The following is a 20673-nucleotide window of genomic DNA, read 5'->3' on the forward strand; positions in this document are numbered from 1 at the left end:
TTTTTTAATAATAAAAAGGAAGTGAGCAATGCGTAAACACCTGTTAGCGATCGTCGCGGCTTCAACGCTGGTTCTTGGTTCTTCTGCCTTTGCAGCCGATCTTGAAGACGACATGGGGATCCTCAACGACAACCTGAAGATCGTTGAAAAAACGGATAACGCGACCGAGTTAAAAGATGCGTTAACGAAAATGCGTACAGCTGCGCTGGATGCACAGAAAGGAACACCACCGAAGCTGGAAAGCAAATCCCCTGATAGCCCGGAGATGAAAGATTTCCGCCACGGTTTTGACACGCTGATCGGCCAGATCGACGGTGCGCTGAAACTGGCGAATGAAGGTAAAGTCTCAGAGGCGAAAGCCGCAGCGGAAGAGCTGAAAACCACCCGCAACGCTTACCATAAGAAGTATCGTTAATTTATGTATCCGGCCTGCGCAACCGTAGGCCGGATAAGACGCGACAGCGTCGCCCTCCGGCACCACTCTCACCCATAAGTAAACGTTATCCCCATCACATTATTTAACTTTTAACGCCAACCCGTTTTTCCTGCCGCTTGCGGTTTCCCTGCTATCTCGTGCGATCTCCATCACGTTATCCAAGGGGAAAATAACCAATCCCGCCCTTTTTGCGGCACAGATCACTGTCGCTGCGTCCGTTTCCACTTCGAAGTGGAAAATAACTCGCTACAAACCTTTAACCTCCACCGCTACTTTACCCTCAGAGCCATTAGTGGGGTAAGACGAGTGAATAACGGAGCTGTAATGAATGACATGGGGGAATCGGTGGAACTGGCCGACCGCATGCTGGCGCAGGTGTATGCCTTGCTGCGTGAACGCCACATTATTCCCAACGCAGTACAGGAACAGATGCTGACATCGCACGTTCGCGCTATGGCGCACCGCTCGGTCACGGGTGAACCGCTACCTGAAGTCGATGCCAGCTTATTTGATGAAATATCTGCCGAATCAATGGCGCTTGCCCGCGACGTCGTCGCCGAGTTTGGCAATCTTCCTGAGGAAGAGGCCTGGCTGCTGTCGGTGCACTTCGAAGTCGCGAAAGACAACCTTTAAGGAGCAAAAGATGGAACAGATTACCGTAGTGATTGGCGATCGTCTGGGTAAAGGCCAGAAAGTGGCGGCTGGTGTTGAGAAAGCAGGCGGCCGTGCGGTTGTGGTACCGGGCGTTGCCGCTGATATGAAGCTGGGCGATGTGATGAAAGCGGAAAATGCCACCTTTGGCATCTCGTTTTGCGGCAGCGGCGGCGCGGGGGCTATCACTGCACAGACCAAATACGGCTACAAGGCGAAATATGGAATGCGCTCAGTTGAAGAGGGCGTGACCGCCATCAACGAAGGTTGCAACGTGCTGGGGTTCGGCTTTATGGACAAAGAAGAGCTCGGCGAGCGCCTGGTACAGGCGTGGCAAAAGAAATACGGCGCTTAAGTATGAAAGAGCAATTCACCACCACGGTGAGAGTCACTGGCAAGGGCGAAGCCAAAGCGCGCGCCTTTGCCGATGCCCTGAACCACGTTCAGGCTGCGGTGATGAAAGCATCGCCGCATATCTTACTGCGTATTGAGCCACAGGATGTGCAGGTCGTTCAAGCGCGTGAAACGGTGCGCAAAGAGGCGTTTTTATTCCTCTTTCTACGCCGGGAAAGACGCACTTTCAGCGTGGAGCTGGATGTGACTGTCAACGTGACTGCCATCAATCTCGACAAGGTGGATTTCGTTACGCAACGCTGATTCTCTATTAAAAGGCATAATTATGTTCCTGATAATATTAATAAAATCGCTCATCATCGGCGCGCTGGTTGGCGTCGGTGTCGGCGCTGGGGCTGCACGCATGTTTCATGCGCCTACCACTCAAGGGATGGGCGCATTTCGTACCCTTGGGGAACTGAATTCCTGTGAAGGGGATCCGGCTTCTCACTTCTCGTTCGGCCTGGGCTTCTTCTTTAACGCCTGGGCTTCTTCCGTTGCGGCGGGGGCGTTCACTCAGGACGTTGACCACCGCATCATCCCCAACTGGGGTGCCGCCGCGCTGATGATCAAAAATCGCAACGTCGGTGAAACGCTGCACGATCCTAAACGCATGGCGATTGCTTGTGGCGTCATTGGCATGATCGTTGTGACGTTCCTGAACCTTACCGCATCATCCGTACCCGAAGCATTGCAGGTTACCGCCGTTAAGGTGCTGGTTCCCGCAGCCAACCTGCTGGTCAACACGGTAATGCCGGTGATCTTCTGGCTGGCGGCGATCGATGCCGGTAAAAAATCTGGCTTCTGGGCGACCGTTTTCGGTGGTGCAGCACAGCTGATTATGGGTAACGCCGTTCCGGGTCTGGTCCTCGGTATCCTGATTGGTAAAGGTGTTGAAGAGAGCGGCTGGAACCACGTCACCAAAGTGATGATGGTGGCTATCGTCGCGCTGTTCGTCCTGAGCGGCTTCTTCCGCGGCTTCGATATGAAGATGATCGAATCTTTCCATCTGACCGTGCCTAACTGGCTGGAACTGATCCACAACTCGCTCAGCGGCAAATAACGGAGGCCATCATGGAACAAAATAAAGGTTTTTGGTTTGCCGACTGGTCGTTCCCGATCTTCGTTGGCCTGCTCTCTTCTGGCGTCTTTGCCGGAACGCACATGTACTACCTGTATGGCATTGGTGCATTCAACGAAGTGGCATTCGTGGCGATGCTTAAAGCGGGAATGGATACCGGCTCCTACGGCGCGGTAGCGGCTTTTGGTGCAAGCTTCCTGTTTGCCCGCATCATTGAAGGGTCTCTGGTGGGGATTCTGGACATCGGCGGGGCGATTCAGACCGGTGTTGGGTTAGGCGTTCCGGCGCTGCTACTGGGGGCGGGCATTATTTTCCCGGTCGCCAATTTTGCCGCCTCACTGGTCACCGGTCTGGTGATTGGTCTGGCGATTGGCTACATCATCATTCTGGCGCGTAAGTTCACCATCAATCAGAGCGACTCGACCTACGGGGCTGACGTGATGATGGGGGCCGGCAACGCCTCCGGCCGCTTCCTTGGGCCGTTGATTATCCTCAGTGCCATGACGGCCTCTATTCCTATCGGGATCGGCTCTCTGGCGGGCGCACTGCTGTTTTACCTGTGGCAGAAACCAATCACCGGCGGTGCGATCCTTGGGGCGATGATCCTCGGTTCCATCTTCCCGATTGCCATTAGTTGATGGTGTGCCGTTGTAGGCCGGATAAGGCGCAGCCGCCATCCGGAAATGACGCCTGATGGCGCTGCGCTTATCAGGCCTACACGACCGCCCCCATTTCAACAGGAGAGAGACATGTTTGATTTACTCCTGCGCCATGCGCGTCTGGTTGACGATACGGTGAGTGATATTGCGCTCAAGGACGGCAAAATTGCGGCGCTGGGCGACATTGATAGCCCGGCGGCAAACATCATCGACTTACGCGGCGAGTGCTACGTCAGCGCAGGCTGGATTGATTCCCACGTCCACTGTTATCCCAAATCCCCGATTTATCATGACCAACCCGACAGCGTGGGCATTGCCACCGGCGTCACTACGGTGGTGGATGCGGGCAGTACTGGCGCTGATGATATTGACGATTTTTACACGCTGACGCGCGGTGCAGCCACTGAAGTTTATGCACTGCTGAATATCTCCCGCGTTGGGCTTATCGCGCAGAACGAGCTGGCTAACATGGCCAATATCGACGCCGATGCGGTGCAGCAGGCGGTGAAACGCCACCCCGATTTTATCGTGGGTCTGAAGGCGCGCATGAGCAGCAGCGTGGTCGGTGAAAATGGCATTACACCGCTGGATCGGGCTAAAGCGATGCAGGCGCAGAACGGTGACCTGCCGCTGATGGTGCACATCGGCAATAACCCCCCGGATCTGGATGAGATTGCCGAACGCCTGATGGCGGGCGACATCATCACCCACTGCTACAACGGTAAGCCAAACCGCATTCTGACACCGGAAGGTGAGCTGCGTGCATCGGTGACACGGGCGATTTCGCGCGGGGTTCGTCTGGACGTTGGGCACGGTACAGCCAGCCTCAGCTTTGCGGTGGCGAAACGCGCTATCGAACTGGGTATTCTGCCGCACACCATCAGTTCCGATATTTACTGTCGCAACCGTATCAGCGGCCCGGTGCATTCCCTGGCGAATGTGATGTCGAAGTTTCTCGCTATCGGCATGTCACTGCCGCAGGTTATTGAATGCGTAACCGCCAATGCGGCCGATGGTCTGCGGCTGAAAAACAAGGGCCGACTGCAGGTGGGGCTGGATGCCGATCTGACCCTCTTTGCGTTGAAACGCCAGCCAGGCGTGCTGGTAGATGCCGAAAACGACAGCCTGCAGGCTGAACAACTGCTGGTGCCGCTTGCCGCAATACGTGCGGGTAAGGGCTATATGACCGAACAAGGGAGCGCGGAACATGCCTTCAATTTTTGAGAAGTACCATTTAAAACAGGTGATTAATACATCCGGTCGCATGACGGCACTGGGTGTCTCCACGCCACGACCGGAAGTGGTTCAGGCTGCGATGGCGGGGATGAATCAATACTTCGAAATGAAAGATCTGGTCAATAAGACAGGTGAGTACATTGCGAAGTTACTGGATGTGGAAGGGGCAACCGTCGTTTCCTGTGCCTCGGCAGGGATTGCCCAGTCGGTGGCGGCGGTGCTGGTTAAAGACAGTGACTGGCTATTGGAAAACCTGCACGTGACGCCTGTCGATAACAACGAAATCGTGCTACCCAAAGGCCACAACGTTAACTTCGGCGCTCCGGTTGGCGCGATGGTGGCGCTCGGCGGCGGTAAGTTAGTGGAAGCGGGCTATGCCAACGAATGCTCGGCGGCGCAACTGGCTGCGGCTATTACACCGCGCACGGCGGCCATTCTGTATATCAAATCGCACCACTGTGTACAGAAAAGCATGCTCAGCGTGGAGCAGGCTGCGGTGGTCGCTCGCACGCATAACCTACCGTTGATCGTCGATGCGGCGGCGGAAGAGGATTTGCAATGTTACTACCGTGTCGGCGCGGACCTGGTCATTTACAGCGGTGCGAAGGCGATTGAAGGGCCAACCAGCGGTCTGGTGATTGGCAAAACGCAGTATGTTGAATGGGTCAAGCGCCAGACGGCGGGCATTGGCCGGGCAATGAAGGTCGGCAAAGAAGGCATCCTCGGTTTGACCTGTGCTATCGAACTGTATCTAAGCGCGCAGAAAGAGAGCGGTGCGGAGATGGTAGAAAAAATGACGCCGTTTATAGCGGCGTTGAATGCCCTGAATGGCGTGAGCGCTCGTGTCGTGTGGGACAGTGCAGGACGCGACATTGCACGCGCAGAAATTAAGTTTGATGAAGCGGTAACCGGTATCGCTACGGGCGAACTGGTCGAGGCGCTGAAACAGGGGGAGTATGCGATTTACTTCCGTGGTTACAAAGCCAACGAAGGCATCATTGAGGCGGATGTGCGCAGCGTCGATCGTGCGCAACTGGAGATTGTGGCTCGCCGGATTGCTGAAGTGATTTCGCAGGAGAAAAAAGCATGAAATTAACCCCTAATTTTTACCGCGATCGCGTCTGTCTGAACGTGCTGGCAGGCTCCAAACAGAACGCCCGGGATATTTATGCGGCGGCGGAAGGACACGTGCTGGTTGGCGTGTTGTCAAAAAATTACCCCAACGTTGAAAGCGCGGTTGCGGATATGCGTGAATACGCTGCGCTTATTGACAATGCACTGTCTGTGGGGCTGGGTGCGGGCGATCCGAACCAGTCGGCAATGGTCAGTGAAATTTCCCGCCAGGTGCAGCCTCAGCATGTTAATCAGGTGTTTACCGGCGTGGCAACCAGCCGTGCGTTATTGGGCCAGCAGGATACGGTAGTCAATGGTCTGGTCTCGCCAACGGGGACGCCGGGCAGGGTGAAAATTTCCACCGGTCCGCTAAGCAGCCAGGCACCAGACGGCATTGTGCCGGTTGAAACCGCGATTGCTCTGCTCAAAGATATGGGCGGTAGCTCAATTAAGTACTTTCCGATGGGCGGTCTGAAATGCCGTGACGAATACATCGCGGTCGCGCAGGCCTGCGCCCGCCACGACTTCTGGCTTGAGCCTACCGGCGGTATAGACCTGGAAAATTTCGCGGAAATCCTGCAGATCGCCCTTGATGCTGGAGTGAGCAAAATCATTCCTCACATCTATAGTTCGATTATTGATAAGGTGAGTGGCGATACCCGTCCGCAGGACGTTCGCCAACTGCTGGCGATCACCCGCGCCTGCGTAGGCTAATTAACAGATGAGGAAACTGACGTGAGATTCCCCAACCAACGTTTAGCGCAGCTGTTTGACATGCTGCAAAACGAAGCGCTCCCGCAGGATGAGCTGGCGCAGCGGTTGTCGGTTTCTACACGCACCGTACGTGCGGATATTACGGCGCTAAACGCGCTGCTTACCCAGTACGGCGCGCAGTTTGTTCTCAGCAGGGGCAGCGGTTACCAGCTTAAAATTGATGACCCGGCAAGTTATCACTCCCTGCAAACGCAGCAGCCTGAAACGTTGCTGCGCATTCCACGAACCAGCCAGGAGCGGGTACACTGGCTGGTGGTCCGTTTTCTGACGTCGGCCTTTTCACTGAAGCTTGAAGATTTGGCTGATGAATGGTTTATCAGTCGTGCGACGCTGCAAAACGATATGGCCGAAGTCCGTGAACACCTGCAACGTTATCATCTGACGCTGGAAACGCGTCCCCGGCATGGCATGAAGCTGTTCGGCAGCGAGATGGCGATTCGCGCCTGTTTGACCGATCTGCTGTGGACGCTGGCGCAGCAGGATCCGCAGCATCCGTTAGTGACGCAAGAGGCGCTGAATGCCGGGATCCCTGAGCAACTACAGCCGGTTTTACAGGATATTTTTGCCCGTTTTCATATTCGTCTGACCGATGAGGGCGAGCTGTTTCTGCGCTTGTACTGTGCGGTGGCTATCCGGCGGATTAGCGAAGGGTATCCACTGCCTGAATTTGCCGCTGAAGAAACTGAACAGGCGGTGTGCCTGGCGGCAAGAGAGATTGCGGGGATTTTGCACCAACTGGCAGACAAGCCGCTTTCCGTGTATGAAGAAAACTGGCTTCAGGTACACATTGCCGCCCGTCAGGTACAGGAGATTGCGCCCAGCGCCATCAATGCCGATGATGACGAAGCGCTGGTCAATTACATCCTGCGTTTTATCAACACCCAGTACAACTACAACCTGCTGAATGACCAGCAATTGCATGCCGATCTGCTGACACATATTAAGACGATGATCACCCGGGTGCGTTACCAGATAATGATCCCTAATCCGTTGCTGGAAAATATTAAACAGCACTACCCGATGGCATGGGATATGACGCTGGCCGCCGTCTCGGGGTGGGGAAAATATACGCCGTATACCATCAGTGAAAATGAGATCGGCTTTCTGGTTCTGCATATTGGCGTTGGGCTGGAACGTAGTTACAACATCGGTTACCAGCGTCAACCGCGTGTGCTGTTGGTCTGTGATGCGGGAAATGCGATGGTGCGGATGATTGAAGCGGTGCTGGCGCGAAAATATCCGCAGATTGATATTGTGGGCACCGTGACGCTACGCGACTACGAACAGCGTGAAAGCATCAGCGAAGACTTCGTTATTTCTACCGCGCGGATCGATGAAAAAGATAAGCCTGTGGTGATGATTGCGCCGTTCCCTACCGATTATCAACTGGAGCAGATTGGCAAACTGGTGCTGGTGGACCGAACCCGTCCGTGGATGCTGAACAAGTTTTTCGATGCCGCCCACTTTCGTATTATCGACGGCACCATGGATCAGCAGACGCTGTTCAAAACGTTATGCCACCAGTTGCAGGATGAAGGTTTTGTCGACGCGGAGTTTCTTGATTCGGTTGTGGAACGTGAGGCCATTGTTAGCACCATGTTGGGTGACGGCATTGCCCTGCCGCACGCCCTCGGTCTGCTGGCAAAGAAAACGGTGGTCTACACCATCCTTGCCCCGCAGGGTATCGCCTGGGGCGATGAAACGGCACACGTGATTTTCTTGCTCGCCATTAGCAAAAGCGAATACGAAGAAGCGATGGCCATTTACGATATTTTCGTCACCTTCCTGCGTGAACGCGCCATGGCGCGGCTCTGCGCGTGCCGGAATTTCACCGAGTTCAAAACGGTTGCGATGGAGTGCGTCAGTCGTTTTTGAGAGGTGTTATCCAGAATTCGATGTAATGCGAATGTAATGCTAGACTGCATTACACATTCGATTCTATTGGAGGCATAATGGCCACGCTGAACGTCCGTCTGGATGACAAACTCAAAAATGAGGCTTATGCCGTGCTGGAAAAACTGAACATTACGCCAACGGAAGCCGTGCGATTACTGTTCCAGTACGTCGCGGAAACGGGGCGCATGCCAGTGAAAACCGTCACTCTTAGCGACAGTGAAGATGCACTGATTCAGACAGTTCGGGAGAGGCTGTCTAGTCCGCAAAAGGGAATCAAGGTTAGTCTGGATGACTTATGAACTGGAATTCGACCCGAGGGCCTTAAAAGAGTGGCATAAGCTGGGCGATACGGTGAAGGCTCAGCTTAAGAAAAAGTTGGCTGATGTGCTATTGAACCCCAGAATTGACTCTGCCCGTTTAAACGGTCTTCCTGACTGCTATAAAATTAAGCTTAAATCGTCCGGCTATCGTCTGGTGTACCAGGTTCGGGATGAAGTTGTGATTGTGTTTGTTGTCGCGGTCGGCAAGCGAGAACATTCAGCCGTCTATCACGATGCAAACAAACGGCTTTAACTATCATCGCAAATGATGTACAACCTGGTTGCTGCTGCCGCGCCAGATCAGCGCCGGGTCTTTAAGATCCTGCACAAATTTGCCATCGACCAGCACGTTGATGAGATCCACTACCTGCATCTGCGCGGCGTTGAGTTCATCGAGCTTGTAACCGGTCCATACCCAGATGTCTTTCCCCGGACATTCAGCGCGAATACGCTGTACCAGTTTCAGGATATCCGGCACGTTTTGCGGGTGCAGCGGATCGCCGCCGGACAGCGAAATACCCTGGCGATGAATGCGCGTGTCGTTAAGATCGGCAACGATCTTGTCTTCCATCTCTTTGGTGAATGGCAGACCGGAGTTTAACCGCCATGTGCTTTTGTTATAGCAGCCAGGGCATTCATGCACGCACCCGGAAACAAACAAGGTGCAGCGGGTGCCGGGGCCGTTAACGATATCGACGGGATAATATTGGTGGTATTGCATAGAAGATGTCCAGAAAGAATGTAGGCCGGATAAGGTGCTTGCACCGCATCCGGCAACATTGTGATGCCTGATGGCGACGCGATTGCGTCTTATCAGGCCTACGGCCTTTGCAAACGGAAATTAACCTATCTGCCCGTTACCTAAATGCTTAACGCGGCGCTTCACTTCTTCCTGCTTACCGGCGTTAAACGGACGGGCGTCCGGGCTGCCTAAGTAGCCGCATACGCGACGGGTTACCGATACGCGCGCGGCGTCGTGGTTACCACATTTCGGGCAGGTGAAGCCTTTGCTGGTGCATTCGAACTCACCAGTAAAGCCACATTCGTAGCACTCATCGATTGGCGTGTTGGTCCCGTAATACGGCACGTGCTGGTAGCTGTAATCCCACACGTCTTCCAGCGCTTTCAGGTTGTGCTGAATATTCGGGTACTCGCCGTAGCAAATGAAGCCTCCGCTTGCCAGCGGCGGGTACGGCGCTTCGAAGTCGATTTTGTCGTATGGGTTCACCTTCTTCTCTACATCAAGGTGGAAGCTGTTGGTGTAGTAACCTTTGTCGGTTACGCCTGGTACCACACCAAATTCGGCGGTATCGAGACGGCAGAAGCGGTCACACAGGTTTTCGCTTGGCGTGCTGTACAGGCTGAAACCGTAGCCGGTTTCGTCTTTCCACTGATCAACAGCCTGACGCAGACGTTCGACAATGGCGATACCTTTGGCGCGCAGCTCTTCGCTGTCGTACAGGTGCTTATCACCAAATAGCGCGTTGATGGTCTCGTGAATGCCGATGTAACCCAGAGAGATGGATGCGCGGCCATTTTTAAAGATTTCAGACACATCATCGTCCGCTTTCAGGCGAACACCGCAGGCTCCTTCCATATACAGGATTGGCGCAACACGGGCTTTCACACCTTCCAGACGCGCGATACGGGTCATCAGCGCTTTACGTGCCAGAATCAGACGGTCGTCGAGCAGTTTCCAGAAGGTGGCTTCGTCACCATGGGCTTCCAGCGCGATGCGTGGCAGGTTCAGGCTAATAACGCCAAGGTTGTTACGTCCGTCGTGAACCTGTTCGCCGTTTTCGTTTTCCCAGACACCGAGGAAGCTACGGCAGCCCATTGGGGTTTTGAACGAACCGGTGACTTTCACTACCTGATCGTAGTTCAGGATATCCGGGTACATACGCTTGCTTGCGCATTCCAGCGCCAGCTGTTTAATGTCGTAGTTTGGATCGCCAAACTTGTGGTTCAGACCGTCACGAATCGCGAATACCAGTTTCGGGAAGACGGCTGTTTTACGGTTTTTACCCAGTCCCGCGATGCGGTTACGCAGAATGGATTGCTGGATCAAGCGGGATTCCCAACTGGTCCCCAGGCCAAAACCAAAGGTGACGAATGGCGTCTGACCATTAGCGGTATGCAGGGTATTTACTTCATACTCAAGGGACTGGAATGCGTCGTAGCACTCTTTCTCGGTACGGGAATGTGCATAACCGTCAGCATCCGGGATCTGCCACTCTTCAGCGGTTTTACGGTGTTTATTAAAGCTCTCGGTCACGAAGGGCGCGAGGACTTCATCAATACGGTTAATGGTGGTGCCGCCATAAATATGGCTGGCAACCTGCGCGATGATTTGTGCAGTGACGGCAGTCGCGGTCGAGATGGATTTTGGCGGCTCAATCTCCGCGTTACCCATCTTAAAGCCCTGTGTCAGCATACCTTTCAGGTCGATCAGCATGCAGTTAAACATCGGGAAGAACGGCGAGTAGTCGAGGTCGTGATAGTGAATATCACCACGCTCGTGTGCCTGGACGACATCACGCGGCAGCAGGTGCTGGCGCGCATAATGTTTGGCGACGATACCCGCCAGCAGGTCACGCTGGGTCGGGATCACTTTGCTGTCTTTGTTGGCATTTTCATTCAGCAGAGCAGAGTTGGTTTGCTCAACCAGACCACGAATTTCCTGGTTCAGACGGCCACGTTTTTCACGCTGTATATCACGGTCGTGGCGATATTCGATGTACGCACGGGCGAGTTGTTTGTACGGACCAGACATCAGTTGGTTTTCTACCGCGGTCTGGATCTCGTTGATATCGACCTGGCTGCGCTCATTCATCTGACTGCTAACGACTTCTGCGACGGTGGCACAGTAATCTGCGTCATCGACTCCCGCTGCTTTAGCTGCACGCAGAATGGCTTCTTTGATGCGCTCTGATTTAAACGGCACTTTACAGCCATCTCGTTTCATCACATGCGGTGTCATGATCACTCCATATTTATAAGAACAGGTTATCCACAGAGGTTGGGGAAGCGGCCATGGGTTTATTCATCTATCAGGCCAATGACTTCCCGCAATCCCGACCCACTTTATCCACAATTCCACCGCTAACCGGGGAAATGTCGTTGTAGCAATTGTAGTCGATTAATACAACATATTGGGTCGGCGTGCATTTTAAGTTCTATATGTAGTGATTTGCATCAAGGATGTTTACGATTTATTTGATGTAGCGCAAAGTAAAAACTGGAGCGTACAGATGACGGGCACTGTAGCCGATTGTAAATTGTGGCAAGAAAAATCTGATTAATTATTCAACAAAAACAGGAAGGTAAGACAGACATCTTCGGTGAAGCCCGGTAGCGCTATACGTACCGGGCTCAACGCCAATTGCAAGCTATTTTTGCAGCCACCAGATGGCTTCAAAAGGACGTAATGTCATATCGCCTGGCTGGCTGGCGACCTCGGCGTAGTTGTGCATCATCACCTGCCAGTTTCCCTGGGTGTTGGCGGGTTGCCAGGGCTGGAAGGTGTCGCTCAGGTTGGCAATGACCAGAAGCCGCTGCCCTTGCCACTCGCGCTGATAGCACCATATGTGCGGGCTGTCAGGTAGCAGATCCTGGTAATCACCCCAGGTGAGAACCGGCTCCGCTTTACGCAATGCGATCAGCTTCTGATAGGTATAGAACACCGAGTCGTCATCATTCAGCGCCGCTGCGACATTGATATCCGCTGCGTTGTCGCACAGATTGATCCATGGTTCACCCTGCGTGAAGCCTGCGTGTTTGCTGGCATCCCATTGCATCGGCGTGCGGCTGTTATCACGGGATTTACTGGCCAGAATCGTCAGTAATTCGTCGGCATCGCGTCCCTGCGCATTCAGCTCAGCGAACATGTTATGGCTTTCCACGTCGCGATAATCGGTTATCTGGCGGAAGTGTGGGTTGGTCATGCCAATCTCTTCCCCCTGATAGATATAAGGCGTGCCCTGCATACCGTGCAGCACCATGGCCAGCATTTTAGCGGCAGGAACGCGGTATTTCTCTTCATCGCCGAAACGCGAAACGATACGTGGCTGATCGTGATTACACCAGAACAGCGCGTTCCAGGCGATGTTGTGCATGCCTTGCTGCCAGTGGCGGAACAGGGTTTTTAGCGCCAGATAGTCGGGTTTTGCTAGCGTCCATTTCTCTCCATTGGGGTAATCCACTTTCAGATGGTGGAAGTTAAAGGTCATCGACAGCTCACTACCATCCTGGGCGGCGTATTGCTGGCAATGTTCCAGCGTAGTGGATGACATTTCTCCCACCGTCATCAGGTTGCGTGGGGTAAAGACATCGCGGTTCATCTCACGCAAAAATTCATGTGCGCGTGGACCGTCGGTATAAAAACGGCGTCCATCACCGTCTGGATCGTTCGGGAAGTCCTGATCTTTAGAGATAAGATTCACCACGTCGAGACGCAGACCGTCCACGCCGCGATCGGCCCAGAACTCGCACACTTTTTTCAGCTCAGCGCGAACCGCCGGGTTTTCCCAGTTCAGATCGGCCTGCTCCGGGGCAAAGAGGTGCAGATAATACTGCTCGCTTTCGGCGTGCCAGCTCCAGGCACTGCCGCCAAATTTGGAGCGCCAGTTGTTCGGGCTGGCCTCTGACGTGCCATCGCGCCAGAAATAAAACTGACGATACGGGCTATTTTTATCCAGCGCTTCACGAAACCAGGCGTGCTGGGTTGAAGTATGGTTAAACACCATATCGAGAATAATGCGGATGCCACGTGCCTTCGCCTGCGCGACCAGTTCGTCAAAGTCTGCAAGCGTACCGTAGGCCGGATCGACGGACATATAGTTAGCGACGTCATAGCCGTTATCAACTTGCGGTGAAATGTAGAATGGCGTCAGCCAGATAGCATCGACCCCCAGTTTCTGCAGGTAGTCGAGACGCTGTGTTACACCGCGCAAATCACCGGTACCGCTACCGGTGGTGTCCTGAAAACTCTTGGGATAAATTTGATAGATAACGCCGTTTTGCCACCAGTGTGGAATATTCATTGCTGTTTCCTGGAGATACGATGGGGCGCAACTGCGCCCCGAAGAAAAGTCAGACAATCTGTAAGGTGCCCTGACGGTATTTACGCTGGTAGATGAACGAAGTCAGTACCATCGGGATAACAATTGAAATCACCATCGCCAGACCAAATACCTGCCAGTACGTTGGCTGGATGGAGAGGATGCCCGGCAAGCCGCCGACGCCAATGCCGTTTGCCATCACGCCGTTCAGGCCGCACAACAACCCGGCAAGGCCCGAACCAATCATCGCGCACAGCATCGGGAAGCGATATTTCAGGTTGATGCCGTACATCGCGGGTTCAGTTACCCCCAGATAGGCGGAGATCGCAGCAGGAACAGAGATTTCACGCTCATTGTGTTTACGGCTGGAGATAATGATGCCGACCACCGCAGAGGCCTGAGCGATGTTAGACAGCGCAATCAGCGGCCATACCGGTGTGCCGCCCATGCTCTGGATCATCTGCATATCGATAGCCAGCGTGGTCTGATGTACACCGGTGATCACCAGCGGGGCATACAGGAAGCCGAACAATGCTGCGCCAATCGGGGCAAAGCTGCCGGTCAGCAGATGGCGGACGGCAAACGCGACACCGTCGCCGATCATGCGGCCAAATGGACCGATAAAGGCATGGGCGAGGAATACGGCCAGGATCAGCGAACATACCGGGACGATGACCAGGTACAGATAATCCGGGACGATGCGTTTCATCCGCGTTTCAATAAAGCCGAGCGCCAGGCCCGCCAGCAGCGCCGGAATAACCTGCGCCTGGTAGCCCACTTTCTCGATACTGAACAGGCCGAAGTTCCACACTTCCGGTACCTGCTGGCCGAGCAAATAGGCGTTCATCAGTTGCGGAGAAACCAGCGTGACGCCTAGCACGATGCCGAGGATCGGCGTACCGCCCATTTTCTTCACGGCAGACCAACAAATCCCCACCGGCAGATAGAAGAAGATCGCTTCGCCAATCAGCCACAAGAAGTCGTAGAGCGTTTTGAGCGAGGGATGCATCTGCGCCAGCGTCTGACCGTTGCTCATCGGCACATCGCCGATGACGTTACGAAAACCTAAGATCAAACCACCGCTGATCAGCGCAGGGAGCAGTGGGAAGAAAATCTCCGCGAAGTGAGAAATCAGCTGCTCGTGCCACTTCATGTTCTGCCGCGCCGCTTTCTTTGCCTGCTCTTTGTCGGCACTGGCTTGTCCGGTGGTCGCCAACAGCGCCTTGTAGTAATCACCTACCTCAGTGCCAATCACCACCTGAAACTGCCCGGCGTTGGTGAAGCAGCCTTTGACCATCGGTAGCTGTTCGATCTCTTTGGGTCTGGCATTCGCGGGTTGATTCAACACAAAACGCAGGCGCGTAATGCAGTGACTCACCGTGGCGATATTGTCGCGCCCGCCAATCAGCTCTATCAGCCGGTCGATATCCGCTTGTTTTACTTTGCTCATGATGACGTGTGTTCCCCGTAGATCGGATTAGACGCTTTCGCGACGTCATCCGGCAGCTGTCTCGTTGTTGGTGCCAGAGTATATCGTCGGTGAATATTTAAAAATGGGAACGTTCCCGAAACGCAGCGAAGATCACAAATTAGTGCTCAGAAAGCGATCAGGAGAGGGTGGCAGGAATGACGATTTGCCGCAGTTCGCTGCGGCCGTTGATCTGTTCGATCAGCTGTAACGCCGCTTGCCGCCCGGCTTCAGCGTAGCCGGGATCGACGGTGATGATCTCCGGATGGAGGAATTTCATCAGCGGCGTATTACCGACGCTTGCCAGTTGCAGGTTGTCGATTCGCTGTTCCTGCAGGTATTTACTGACGCCAAGGGCAAGCGTGTCCGTTGCACAGACTAACGCGGTGGTTTCCGGCGTAATAACATCGGCGGCATGCTCATAGCCCTGCTTCATGGCAAGACCAGGCAGAGCAGCGACAGGATGCAGCTTATGTTTCTTGCAGAAGGTCAGGTAGGCCTCATGACGGCGCTTACCGGTGGTGACATCGCTATGGGGGACGCCAAGGAAACTGATATGACGATGTTCGCGATCGTACAGACGCTGCATCAGGGTATGAATGGCACCTTCGTCGTCATAACAGACGGAGGCAAAGCCTTTGGCATCCCTGGCCAGCAGTACCAGAGAGTCCTGCCAGGAGGTGAGCATGGTTTCCGTTACGCCGGTAAAACCAAACAGCACGACCCCATCAATGTTGCGACGTTTAAGCATTCCCAGATGTTCTTCTACCAGCTCAGGTGAGAACTGGCTTTCCATCATAATCGGATCGTAACCCTGCTCATAAAAGGCGGGCAGCATGGTCTGTACTGCGAGGTTTTCTGAAAGTGAGTCCAGACGTGTGACGATAATCGCCACGACTTTGTCGCTTTGCCCACGCATGGCACGTGCGGAGCGGGAAGGGGAGAAACCGTGCTGATTCATCACTGCTTCAACACGTTCACGGGTGCGTTCGCTAACGCCGCTTTCGTTGTTGAGCACGCGGGAAACCGTTGATTTCCCCACGCCGCTTAAGCGGGCGATGTCTTTAATAGTCAGCCGATTTTGCATCCTGTTTTCCCGTTGCGCACTTTTTCAGTTATACCAAAGAGAGTAACTTTACTCATGTGGAGTGCAATGGGCAAAGTCTGCTTTAAACCGTTCACCCTTCAGGCGATGTGTATACGTTTGGTTTAGTTTCCGTGCTGTATCATACCGCCATAATTGTCACAAACCTTATGGTTTTCTGCGTATAATCCGCAGCGCTTATCATTCACTTACCGGAGGCTATATGGATCCCGATCCCACCCCTCTCCCTAAATGGAGAACCCCCCTTCTCCGGTAAGCCTGTCTTCACTGTCTTACCGGAGCTGTAAGACAGTGACGTTCTGACGTCCCTGTTGTGATTTTAAAATTGCCACCAGGCAAGGCTTTGCCACGCCTGAAGGATTTACTGCGCCCGTTTATACTGGTGCAGAGGGACTGCCTATGTTCAAAAATATAACCCGCCAGCTGTTTGCCCGGCTTAACCGCCATTTGCCGCATCGTTTGGTGCATCGTGATCCGTTGCCTAATGCCCAGACCGTTGCCAGCACGCCGATCCCACCGTCACTCAGTGAACATTGCCTGAAGATGGCGCTGATGGATGAAGAGGCGCTGTGGAAAACGTTTGATGCGCATCCGGAAGGATTGAATGCCGCAGAAGTGGAGAGCGCCCGCGAAAATCATGGTGAAAACCAATTGCCGACGCAAAAGCCATCGCCGTGGTGGGTTCATCTGTGGGTCTGCTACCGCAACCCGTTTAATATTCTGCTGACTATTCTGGGCGGCATTTCTTATGCCACCGAAGATCTGTTTGCTGCGGGCGTCATCGCCTTGATGGTGTGTATCTCAACGCTGCTGAATTTTGTGCAGGAGGCGCGTTCCACCAAAGCGGCGGACGCGCTGAAAGCGATGGTCAGCAATACCGCAACCGTCCTGCGTGTCATCAACGAAAAAGGGGAGAACGGCTGGGTTGAACTGCCGATCGACCAGCTGGTTCCTGGCGATATTATTAAGCTGGCAGCCGGCGATATGATCCCGGCCGATTTACGTATCGTCCAGGCGCGCGATCTGTTTGTGGCGCAGGCTTCGCTGACCGGTGAGTCTTTGCCGGTTGAGAAAGTGGCGACAAGCCGTGACCCGCAGCAAAGCAACCCGCTGGAGTGCGATACCCTGTGTTTTATGGGCACTAATGTGGTGAGCGGAACGGCACAGGCCATTGTCATTGCCACCGGGGCGAACACCTGGTTTGGACAACTGGCAGGCCGCGTCAGCGAGCAGGAAAGCGAGCAAAATGCCTTCCAGAAAGGGATCAGCCGCGTCAGCATGTTGTTGATCCGTTTTATGCTGGTGATGGCGCCCATTGTCCTCATCATCAACGGCTACACCAAAGGTGACTGGTGGGAAGCGGCGCTGTTTGCGCTGTCTGTCGCGGTGGGGCTGACCCCGGAAATGCTGCCAATGATCGTCACCTCAACGCTGGCGCGCGGGGCGGTGAAGCTGTCCAAACAGAAGGTTATCGTCAAACACCTCGATGCCATCCAGAACTTTGGCGCGATGGATATTCTGTGCACCGATAAAACCGGTACTCTGACTCAGGATAAAATAGTGCTGGAGAATCATACCGATATCTCCGGTAAGCACAGCGAACACGTCCTGTATTCCGCGTGGCTGAACAGCCATTATCAGACCGGGCTGAAGAATCTGCTGGATACGGCGGTTCTCGAAGGTGTGGATGAAGAATCTGCCCGTCAGCTCTCTACCCGCTGGCAGAAAATTGATGAGATCCCGTTTGATTTTGAGCGTCGTCGGATGTCGGTGGTGGTCGCTGAAGAAACCGATGTGCATCAACTGGTGTGCAAAGGCGCGTTGCAGGAGATCCTCAGTGTCTGTACCCAGGTGCGCCATAACGGGGAAATTGTCCCGCTGGATGAGAACATGCTGCGCCGGGTGAAACGCGTTACCGATACGCTGAACCGTCAGGGGTTGCGCGTGGTCGCGGTGGCGACGAAATACCTGCCTGCGCGTGAGGGCGATTACCAACGTATTGATGAGTCAGACCTGATCCTTGAAGGCTATATCGCCTTCCTCGATCCACCGAAAGAAACGACCGCACCGGCGCTGAAAGCCCTGAAAGCCAGCGGTATTACGGTGAAAATTCTCACCGGTGACAGCGAGCTGGTGGCGGCGAAAGTGTGTCATGAAGTGGGTCTGGATGCAGGTGATGTGGTGATCGGCAGCAGCATCGAAGGGTTAAACGACGACGAGCTGGCAAAACTGGCTCAGCGTACCACGCTGTTTGCCCGCCTGACGCCAATGCACAAAGAGCGCATTGTCACACTGCTCAAGCGTGAAGGTCACGTAGTGGGCTTTATGGGCGATGGTATCAACGATGCCCCGGCGTTGCGCGCGGCAGACATTGGTATTTCTGTTGATGGTGCGGTTGATATTGCGCGTGAAGCGGCAGACATCATCCTGCTGGAAAAGAGCCTGATGGTGCTGGAAGAAGGGGTGATCGAAGGGCGTCGTACCTTCTCGAACATGTTGAAGTACATCAAAATGACGGCCAGTTCCAACTTTGGCAACGTGTTTAGCGTGCTGGTGGCGAGCGCATTTCTGCCGTTCCTGCCGATGTTGCCGCTGCACTTACTGATTCAGAACCTGCTGTATGATGTATCCCAGGTGGCGATCCCGTTTGATAACGTTGATGAAGAGCAGATTAAAAAGCCGCAGCGCTGGAACCCTGCCGAGCTGGGACGCTTTATGATTTTCTTTGGACCGATCAGCTCTATCTTCGACATTCTGACATTTTGCCTGATGTGGTTCGTTTTCCATGCCAATACGCCAGAACATCAGACGTTGTTCCAGTCAGGCTGGTTCGTGGTCGGTCTGTTGTCGCAAACGCTGATTGTGCATATGATCCGTACCCGTCGCGTGCCGTTCATCCAGAGCCGCGCCGCATGGCCGTTGATGCTGATGACGCTGGTCGTGATGGTGGTGGGCATTGCGTTACCGTTCTCGCCATTGGCCAGCTACCTGCAATTGCAGGCATTGCCGCTGAGCTACTTCCCGTGGCTGATTGCGATTCTGGCAGGCTACATGACATTGACCCAGTTAGTGAAAGGTTTTTATAGCCGTCGTTACGGCTGGCAATAACCGCTAAACGTCTCAACAGGATGGTGTTAACACCATCCTGCATTTCTCTTCTTCATTCGAAGATATTCCTCCGTAATATTGTTGTTTTATTTTTATTGAAATACTAACGCGGCTAATTAGTCTAAAACCGCGTCCTTTGCGTTGCTTTTCTATCAGGAAAACGATCTGCGTTGCAAAAATGAAACAGCGTGCTAAAAATTATAGAGCTTAGTTTTTTTTTTGTGAAGGCAGTCATCGAAATAAATTGTTACACCAGTTAGTCTGCACCGGTAACGTCGTTAAGAAAGTTTCTCGCTGCCCATTTTTAATTCCGGCAGTCATTTGCTCTGCAAGCTATTCCTGTTAATGGATATTATGAACTTCTGGAGAAGGACAAATGAAACTGACAAAAAACCTGATAAGTCTGTGTATTGGTGCTTCGGTATTACTGGCCAGCCATTCAACGTTGGCACAAACCTTCCGCGCCGCAGACGTGCATCCGGCTGATTACCCGAACGTGGTGGCAGTGAAACACATGGGGGAAAAGCTCAGCGCGGCGACCGATGGTCGTCTGGAAATTAAAACATTTCCCGGTGGTGTGTTAGGCGATGAAAAACAGATGATTGAACAGGCGCAATTAGGCGCTATCGATATTATTCGCGTCTCGATGACACCTGTCGCTGCTATTCTCCCTGAAATTAACGTATTTACACTGCCGTATATTTTCCGTGATGAAGACCATCTGCATAAGGTTCTCGACGGCATGATCGGCCAGGAAATTGGCGACCGTCTGACGGCCAATACCAAATCACGGCTGGTGTTCCTCGGCTGGATGGATGCGGGGACGCGTAACCTGATCACTAAAAACCCGGTGGTGAAACCGGAAGATTTACACGGTATGAAGATCCGCGTTCAAGGAAGTCCGATAGCGCTGGATACCCTGAAAGCGATGGGCGCTAACTCCGTTGTAATGGGCGTCAGTGAAGTCTTTAGCGGCATGCAGACAGGGGTTATTGATGGAACGGAAAATAACCCACCGACGTTTGTCGCGCACAACTATTTACCTGTCGTTAAAAACTACACCTGGAGCAAACATTTTATTATTCCTGAATTATTTCTTTTCTCGAAAGCGAAATGGGATAAATTGAAAAAAGAAGATCAGGATCTCATTATTAAGCTCGCTAAAGAAGCCCAGGTAGAGCAACGCAAACTTTGGCAGGATTATAATGCGAAATCACTGGAAACGATGAAAGCCAACGGCGTTCAGTTCCACGATATTGATACGGACTATTTCTATAAAGCCACTCAGTCAGTGCGGGATAATTACGGTAAAGAACACCAGGATTTGATCAAGCGTATTCAGGATGTGCAGTAGTTCATCGGGCGGATGATAT

Annotated in this window: 19 protein-coding genes; 14 read left to right on the top strand and 5 right to left on the bottom strand. The window is 53.4% G+C overall.

Annotated features, from left to right (window positions below):
• Nucleotides 1-28 precede the first annotated feature (28 nt).
• The 12 genes from cybC to NNN64_RS02245 all read left to right on the top strand — a co-directional run bounded on the left by cybC (nucleotide 29) and on the right by NNN64_RS02245 (nucleotide 8812).
• Complete coding sequence (cybC, locus tag NNN64_RS02190) at nucleotides 29-415, top strand: cytochrome b562 (RefSeq protein ID WP_005134218.1); 387 nt, start codon at nucleotides 29-31, stop codon at nucleotides 413-415.
• A gap of 345 nt (nucleotides 416-760) precedes the next feature.
• Nucleotides 761-1069, top strand: coding sequence for a PRD domain-containing protein (locus tag NNN64_RS02195; RefSeq protein WP_016151467.1), 309 nt, complete (start codon nucleotides 761-763; stop codon nucleotides 1067-1069).
• 10 nt (nucleotides 1070-1079) lie between these two features.
• Nucleotides 1080-1442 (top strand): SFCGS family glycine-rich protein, encoded by a 363-nt coding sequence (locus NNN64_RS02200; protein ID WP_137383954.1) that lies wholly within the window; start codon nucleotides 1080-1082, stop codon nucleotides 1440-1442.
• A gap of 2 nt (nucleotides 1443-1444) precedes the next feature.
• Complete coding sequence (locus tag NNN64_RS02205) at nucleotides 1445-1744, top strand: DUF4312 family protein (RefSeq protein WP_038636649.1); 300 nt, start codon at nucleotides 1445-1447, stop codon at nucleotides 1742-1744.
• A 22-nt stretch (nucleotides 1745-1766) separates the two neighbouring features.
• Nucleotides 1767-2543: a DUF4311 domain-containing protein gene (locus NNN64_RS02210; protein ID WP_003025764.1), complete on the top strand. Its 777-nt coding sequence runs from the start codon at nucleotides 1767-1769 to the stop codon at nucleotides 2541-2543.
• 11 nt (nucleotides 2544-2554) lie between these two features.
• Nucleotides 2555-3199, top strand: coding sequence for a DUF4310 family protein (locus tag NNN64_RS02215; protein ID WP_003830379.1), 645 nt, complete (start codon nucleotides 2555-2557; stop codon nucleotides 3197-3199).
• A 111-nt stretch (nucleotides 3200-3310) separates the two neighbouring features.
• The gene (locus NNN64_RS02220) at nucleotides 3311-4444 is read left to right on the top strand and encodes an amidohydrolase/deacetylase family metallohydrolase (RefSeq protein ID WP_271440313.1); all 1134 of its coding nucleotides are present in this window, start codon (nucleotides 3311-3313) and stop codon (nucleotides 4442-4444) included.
• Nucleotides 4428-5546 (top strand): DgaE family pyridoxal phosphate-dependent ammonia lyase, encoded by a 1119-nt coding sequence (locus NNN64_RS02225; protein WP_271440314.1) that lies wholly within the window; start codon nucleotides 4428-4430, stop codon nucleotides 5544-5546. The genes NNN64_RS02220 and NNN64_RS02225 overlap by 17 nt, the downstream gene beginning before the upstream one ends.
• Nucleotides 5543-6283 carry a 2-dehydro-3-deoxy-phosphogluconate aldolase gene (gene dagF, locus NNN64_RS02230; protein ID WP_271440315.1) on the top strand — a complete coding sequence of 247 codons (741 nt, stop codon included), beginning with the start codon at nucleotides 5543-5545 and terminating at the stop codon, nucleotides 6281-6283. The genes NNN64_RS02225 and dagF overlap by 4 nt, the downstream gene beginning before the upstream one ends.
• A gap of 21 nt (nucleotides 6284-6304) precedes the next feature.
• Nucleotides 6305-8218, top strand: coding sequence for a BglG family transcription antiterminator (locus tag NNN64_RS02235; RefSeq protein ID WP_271440316.1), 1914 nt, complete (start codon nucleotides 6305-6307; stop codon nucleotides 8216-8218).
• 77 nt (nucleotides 8219-8295) lie between these two features.
• Complete coding sequence (locus NNN64_RS02240; protein ID WP_000212724.1) at nucleotides 8296-8538, top strand: type II toxin-antitoxin system RelB/DinJ family antitoxin; 243 nt, start codon at nucleotides 8296-8298, stop codon at nucleotides 8536-8538.
• On the top strand, nucleotides 8528-8812 hold the full coding sequence (locus tag NNN64_RS02245) for a type II toxin-antitoxin system RelE family toxin (protein ID WP_000220581.1): 285 nt from the start codon (nucleotides 8528-8530) through the stop codon (nucleotides 8810-8812). Before NNN64_RS02240 ends, NNN64_RS02245 begins: the two co-directional genes overlap by 11 nt.
• 3 nt (nucleotides 8813-8815) lie before the next feature.
• On the opposite strand, the gene nrdG is transcribed toward NNN64_RS02245, so the two are convergent.
• From nrdG to treR, 5 genes are all read right to left on the bottom strand, one after another.
• Nucleotides 8816-9280 (bottom strand): anaerobic ribonucleoside-triphosphate reductase-activating protein, encoded by a 465-nt coding sequence (nrdG, locus tag NNN64_RS02250; protein ID WP_271440317.1) that lies wholly within the window; start codon nucleotides 9278-9280, stop codon nucleotides 8816-8818.
• Nucleotides 9281-9400: 120 nt separating this feature from the next.
• Nucleotides 9401-11539, bottom strand: a complete 2139-nt coding sequence (gene nrdD, locus NNN64_RS02255; protein WP_137383946.1) for an anaerobic ribonucleoside-triphosphate reductase — start codon at nucleotides 11537-11539, stop codon at nucleotides 9401-9403.
• A gap of 409 nt (nucleotides 11540-11948) precedes the next feature.
• Nucleotides 11949-13601 carry an alpha,alpha-phosphotrehalase gene (treC, locus tag NNN64_RS02260; RefSeq protein ID WP_271440318.1) on the bottom strand — a complete coding sequence of 551 codons (1653 nt, stop codon included), beginning with the start codon at nucleotides 13599-13601 and terminating at the stop codon, nucleotides 11949-11951.
• Nucleotides 13602-13650: 49 nt separating this feature from the next.
• Complete coding sequence (gene treB / locus NNN64_RS02265) at nucleotides 13651-15069, bottom strand: PTS trehalose transporter subunit IIBC (RefSeq protein ID WP_271440319.1); 1419 nt, start codon at nucleotides 15067-15069, stop codon at nucleotides 13651-13653.
• A 157-nt stretch (nucleotides 15070-15226) separates the two neighbouring features.
• Nucleotides 15227-16174: a trehalose operon repressor TreR gene (gene treR / locus NNN64_RS02270; protein WP_137383943.1), complete on the bottom strand. Its 948-nt coding sequence runs from the start codon at nucleotides 16172-16174 to the stop codon at nucleotides 15227-15229.
• A gap of 417 nt (nucleotides 16175-16591) precedes the next feature.
• Here treR and mgtA point away from each other — a divergent pair, with 417 nt between their 5' ends.
• Both mgtA and NNN64_RS02280 read left to right on the top strand, forming a co-directional pair.
• Complete coding sequence (gene mgtA / locus NNN64_RS02275; protein ID WP_271440320.1) at nucleotides 16592-19300, top strand: magnesium-translocating P-type ATPase; 2709 nt, start codon at nucleotides 16592-16594, stop codon at nucleotides 19298-19300.
• Between the two features lie 376 nt (nucleotides 19301-19676).
• Entirely contained in the window at nucleotides 19677-20654 is a 978-nt protein-coding gene (locus NNN64_RS02280; protein WP_271440321.1) for a TRAP transporter substrate-binding protein, read from the top strand.
• Nucleotides 20655-20673 lie beyond the last annotated feature (19 nt).

Origin of the sequence: Citrobacter sp. Igbk 14 (assembly GCF_028069825.1) — a bacterium.
GTDB lineage: Bacteria > Pseudomonadota > Gammaproteobacteria > Enterobacterales > Enterobacteriaceae > Citrobacter.

What these genes read in the sequence shown, in the direction of transcription:
- treR (WP_137383943.1), bottom strand. Translation starts at nt 16,174, where the DNA reads ATGCAAAATCGGCTGACTATTAAAGACATCGCCCGCTTAAGCGGCGTG.
- dagF (WP_271440315.1), top strand. Translation starts at nt 5,543, where the DNA reads ATGAAATTAACCCCTAATTTTTACCGCGATCGCGTCTGTCTGAACGTG.
- NNN64_RS02200 (WP_137383954.1), top strand. Translation starts at nt 1,080, where the DNA reads ATGGAACAGATTACCGTAGTGATTGGCGATCGTCTGGGTAAAGGCCAG.
- cybC (WP_005134218.1), top strand. Translation starts at nt 29, where the DNA reads ATGCGTAAACACCTGTTAGCGATCGTCGCGGCTTCAACGCTGGTTCTT.
- mgtA (WP_271440320.1), top strand. Translation starts at nt 16,592, where the DNA reads ATGTTCAAAAATATAACCCGCCAGCTGTTTGCCCGGCTTAACCGCCAT.
- NNN64_RS02205 (WP_038636649.1), top strand. Translation starts at nt 1,445, where the DNA reads ATGAAAGAGCAATTCACCACCACGGTGAGAGTCACTGGCAAGGGCGAA.
- NNN64_RS02225 (WP_271440314.1), top strand. Translation starts at nt 4,428, where the DNA reads ATGCCTTCAATTTTTGAGAAGTACCATTTAAAACAGGTGATTAATACA.
- NNN64_RS02240 (WP_000212724.1), top strand. Translation starts at nt 8,296, where the DNA reads ATGGCCACGCTGAACGTCCGTCTGGATGACAAACTCAAAAATGAGGCT.
- treB (WP_271440319.1), bottom strand. Translation starts at nt 15,069, where the DNA reads ATGAGCAAAGTAAAACAAGCGGATATCGACCGGCTGATAGAGCTGATT.
- NNN64_RS02210 (WP_003025764.1), top strand. Translation starts at nt 1,767, where the DNA reads ATGTTCCTGATAATATTAATAAAATCGCTCATCATCGGCGCGCTGGTT.
- NNN64_RS02280 (WP_271440321.1), top strand. Translation starts at nt 19,677, where the DNA reads ATGAAACTGACAAAAAACCTGATAAGTCTGTGTATTGGTGCTTCGGTA.
- NNN64_RS02220 (WP_271440313.1), top strand. Translation starts at nt 3,311, where the DNA reads ATGTTTGATTTACTCCTGCGCCATGCGCGTCTGGTTGACGATACGGTG.
- treC (WP_271440318.1), bottom strand. Translation starts at nt 13,601, where the DNA reads ATGAATATTCCACACTGGTGGCAAAACGGCGTTATCTATCAAATTTAT.
- nrdD (WP_137383946.1), bottom strand. Translation starts at nt 11,539, where the DNA reads ATGACACCGCATGTGATGAAACGAGATGGCTGTAAAGTGCCGTTTAAA.
- NNN64_RS02245 (WP_000220581.1), top strand. Translation starts at nt 8,528, where the DNA reads ATGACTTATGAACTGGAATTCGACCCGAGGGCCTTAAAAGAGTGGCAT.
- nrdG (WP_271440317.1), bottom strand. Translation starts at nt 9,280, where the DNA reads ATGCAATACCACCAATATTATCCCGTCGATATCGTTAACGGCCCCGGC.
- NNN64_RS02215 (WP_003830379.1), top strand. Translation starts at nt 2,555, where the DNA reads ATGGAACAAAATAAAGGTTTTTGGTTTGCCGACTGGTCGTTCCCGATC.
- NNN64_RS02195 (WP_016151467.1), top strand. Translation starts at nt 761, where the DNA reads ATGAATGACATGGGGGAATCGGTGGAACTGGCCGACCGCATGCTGGCG.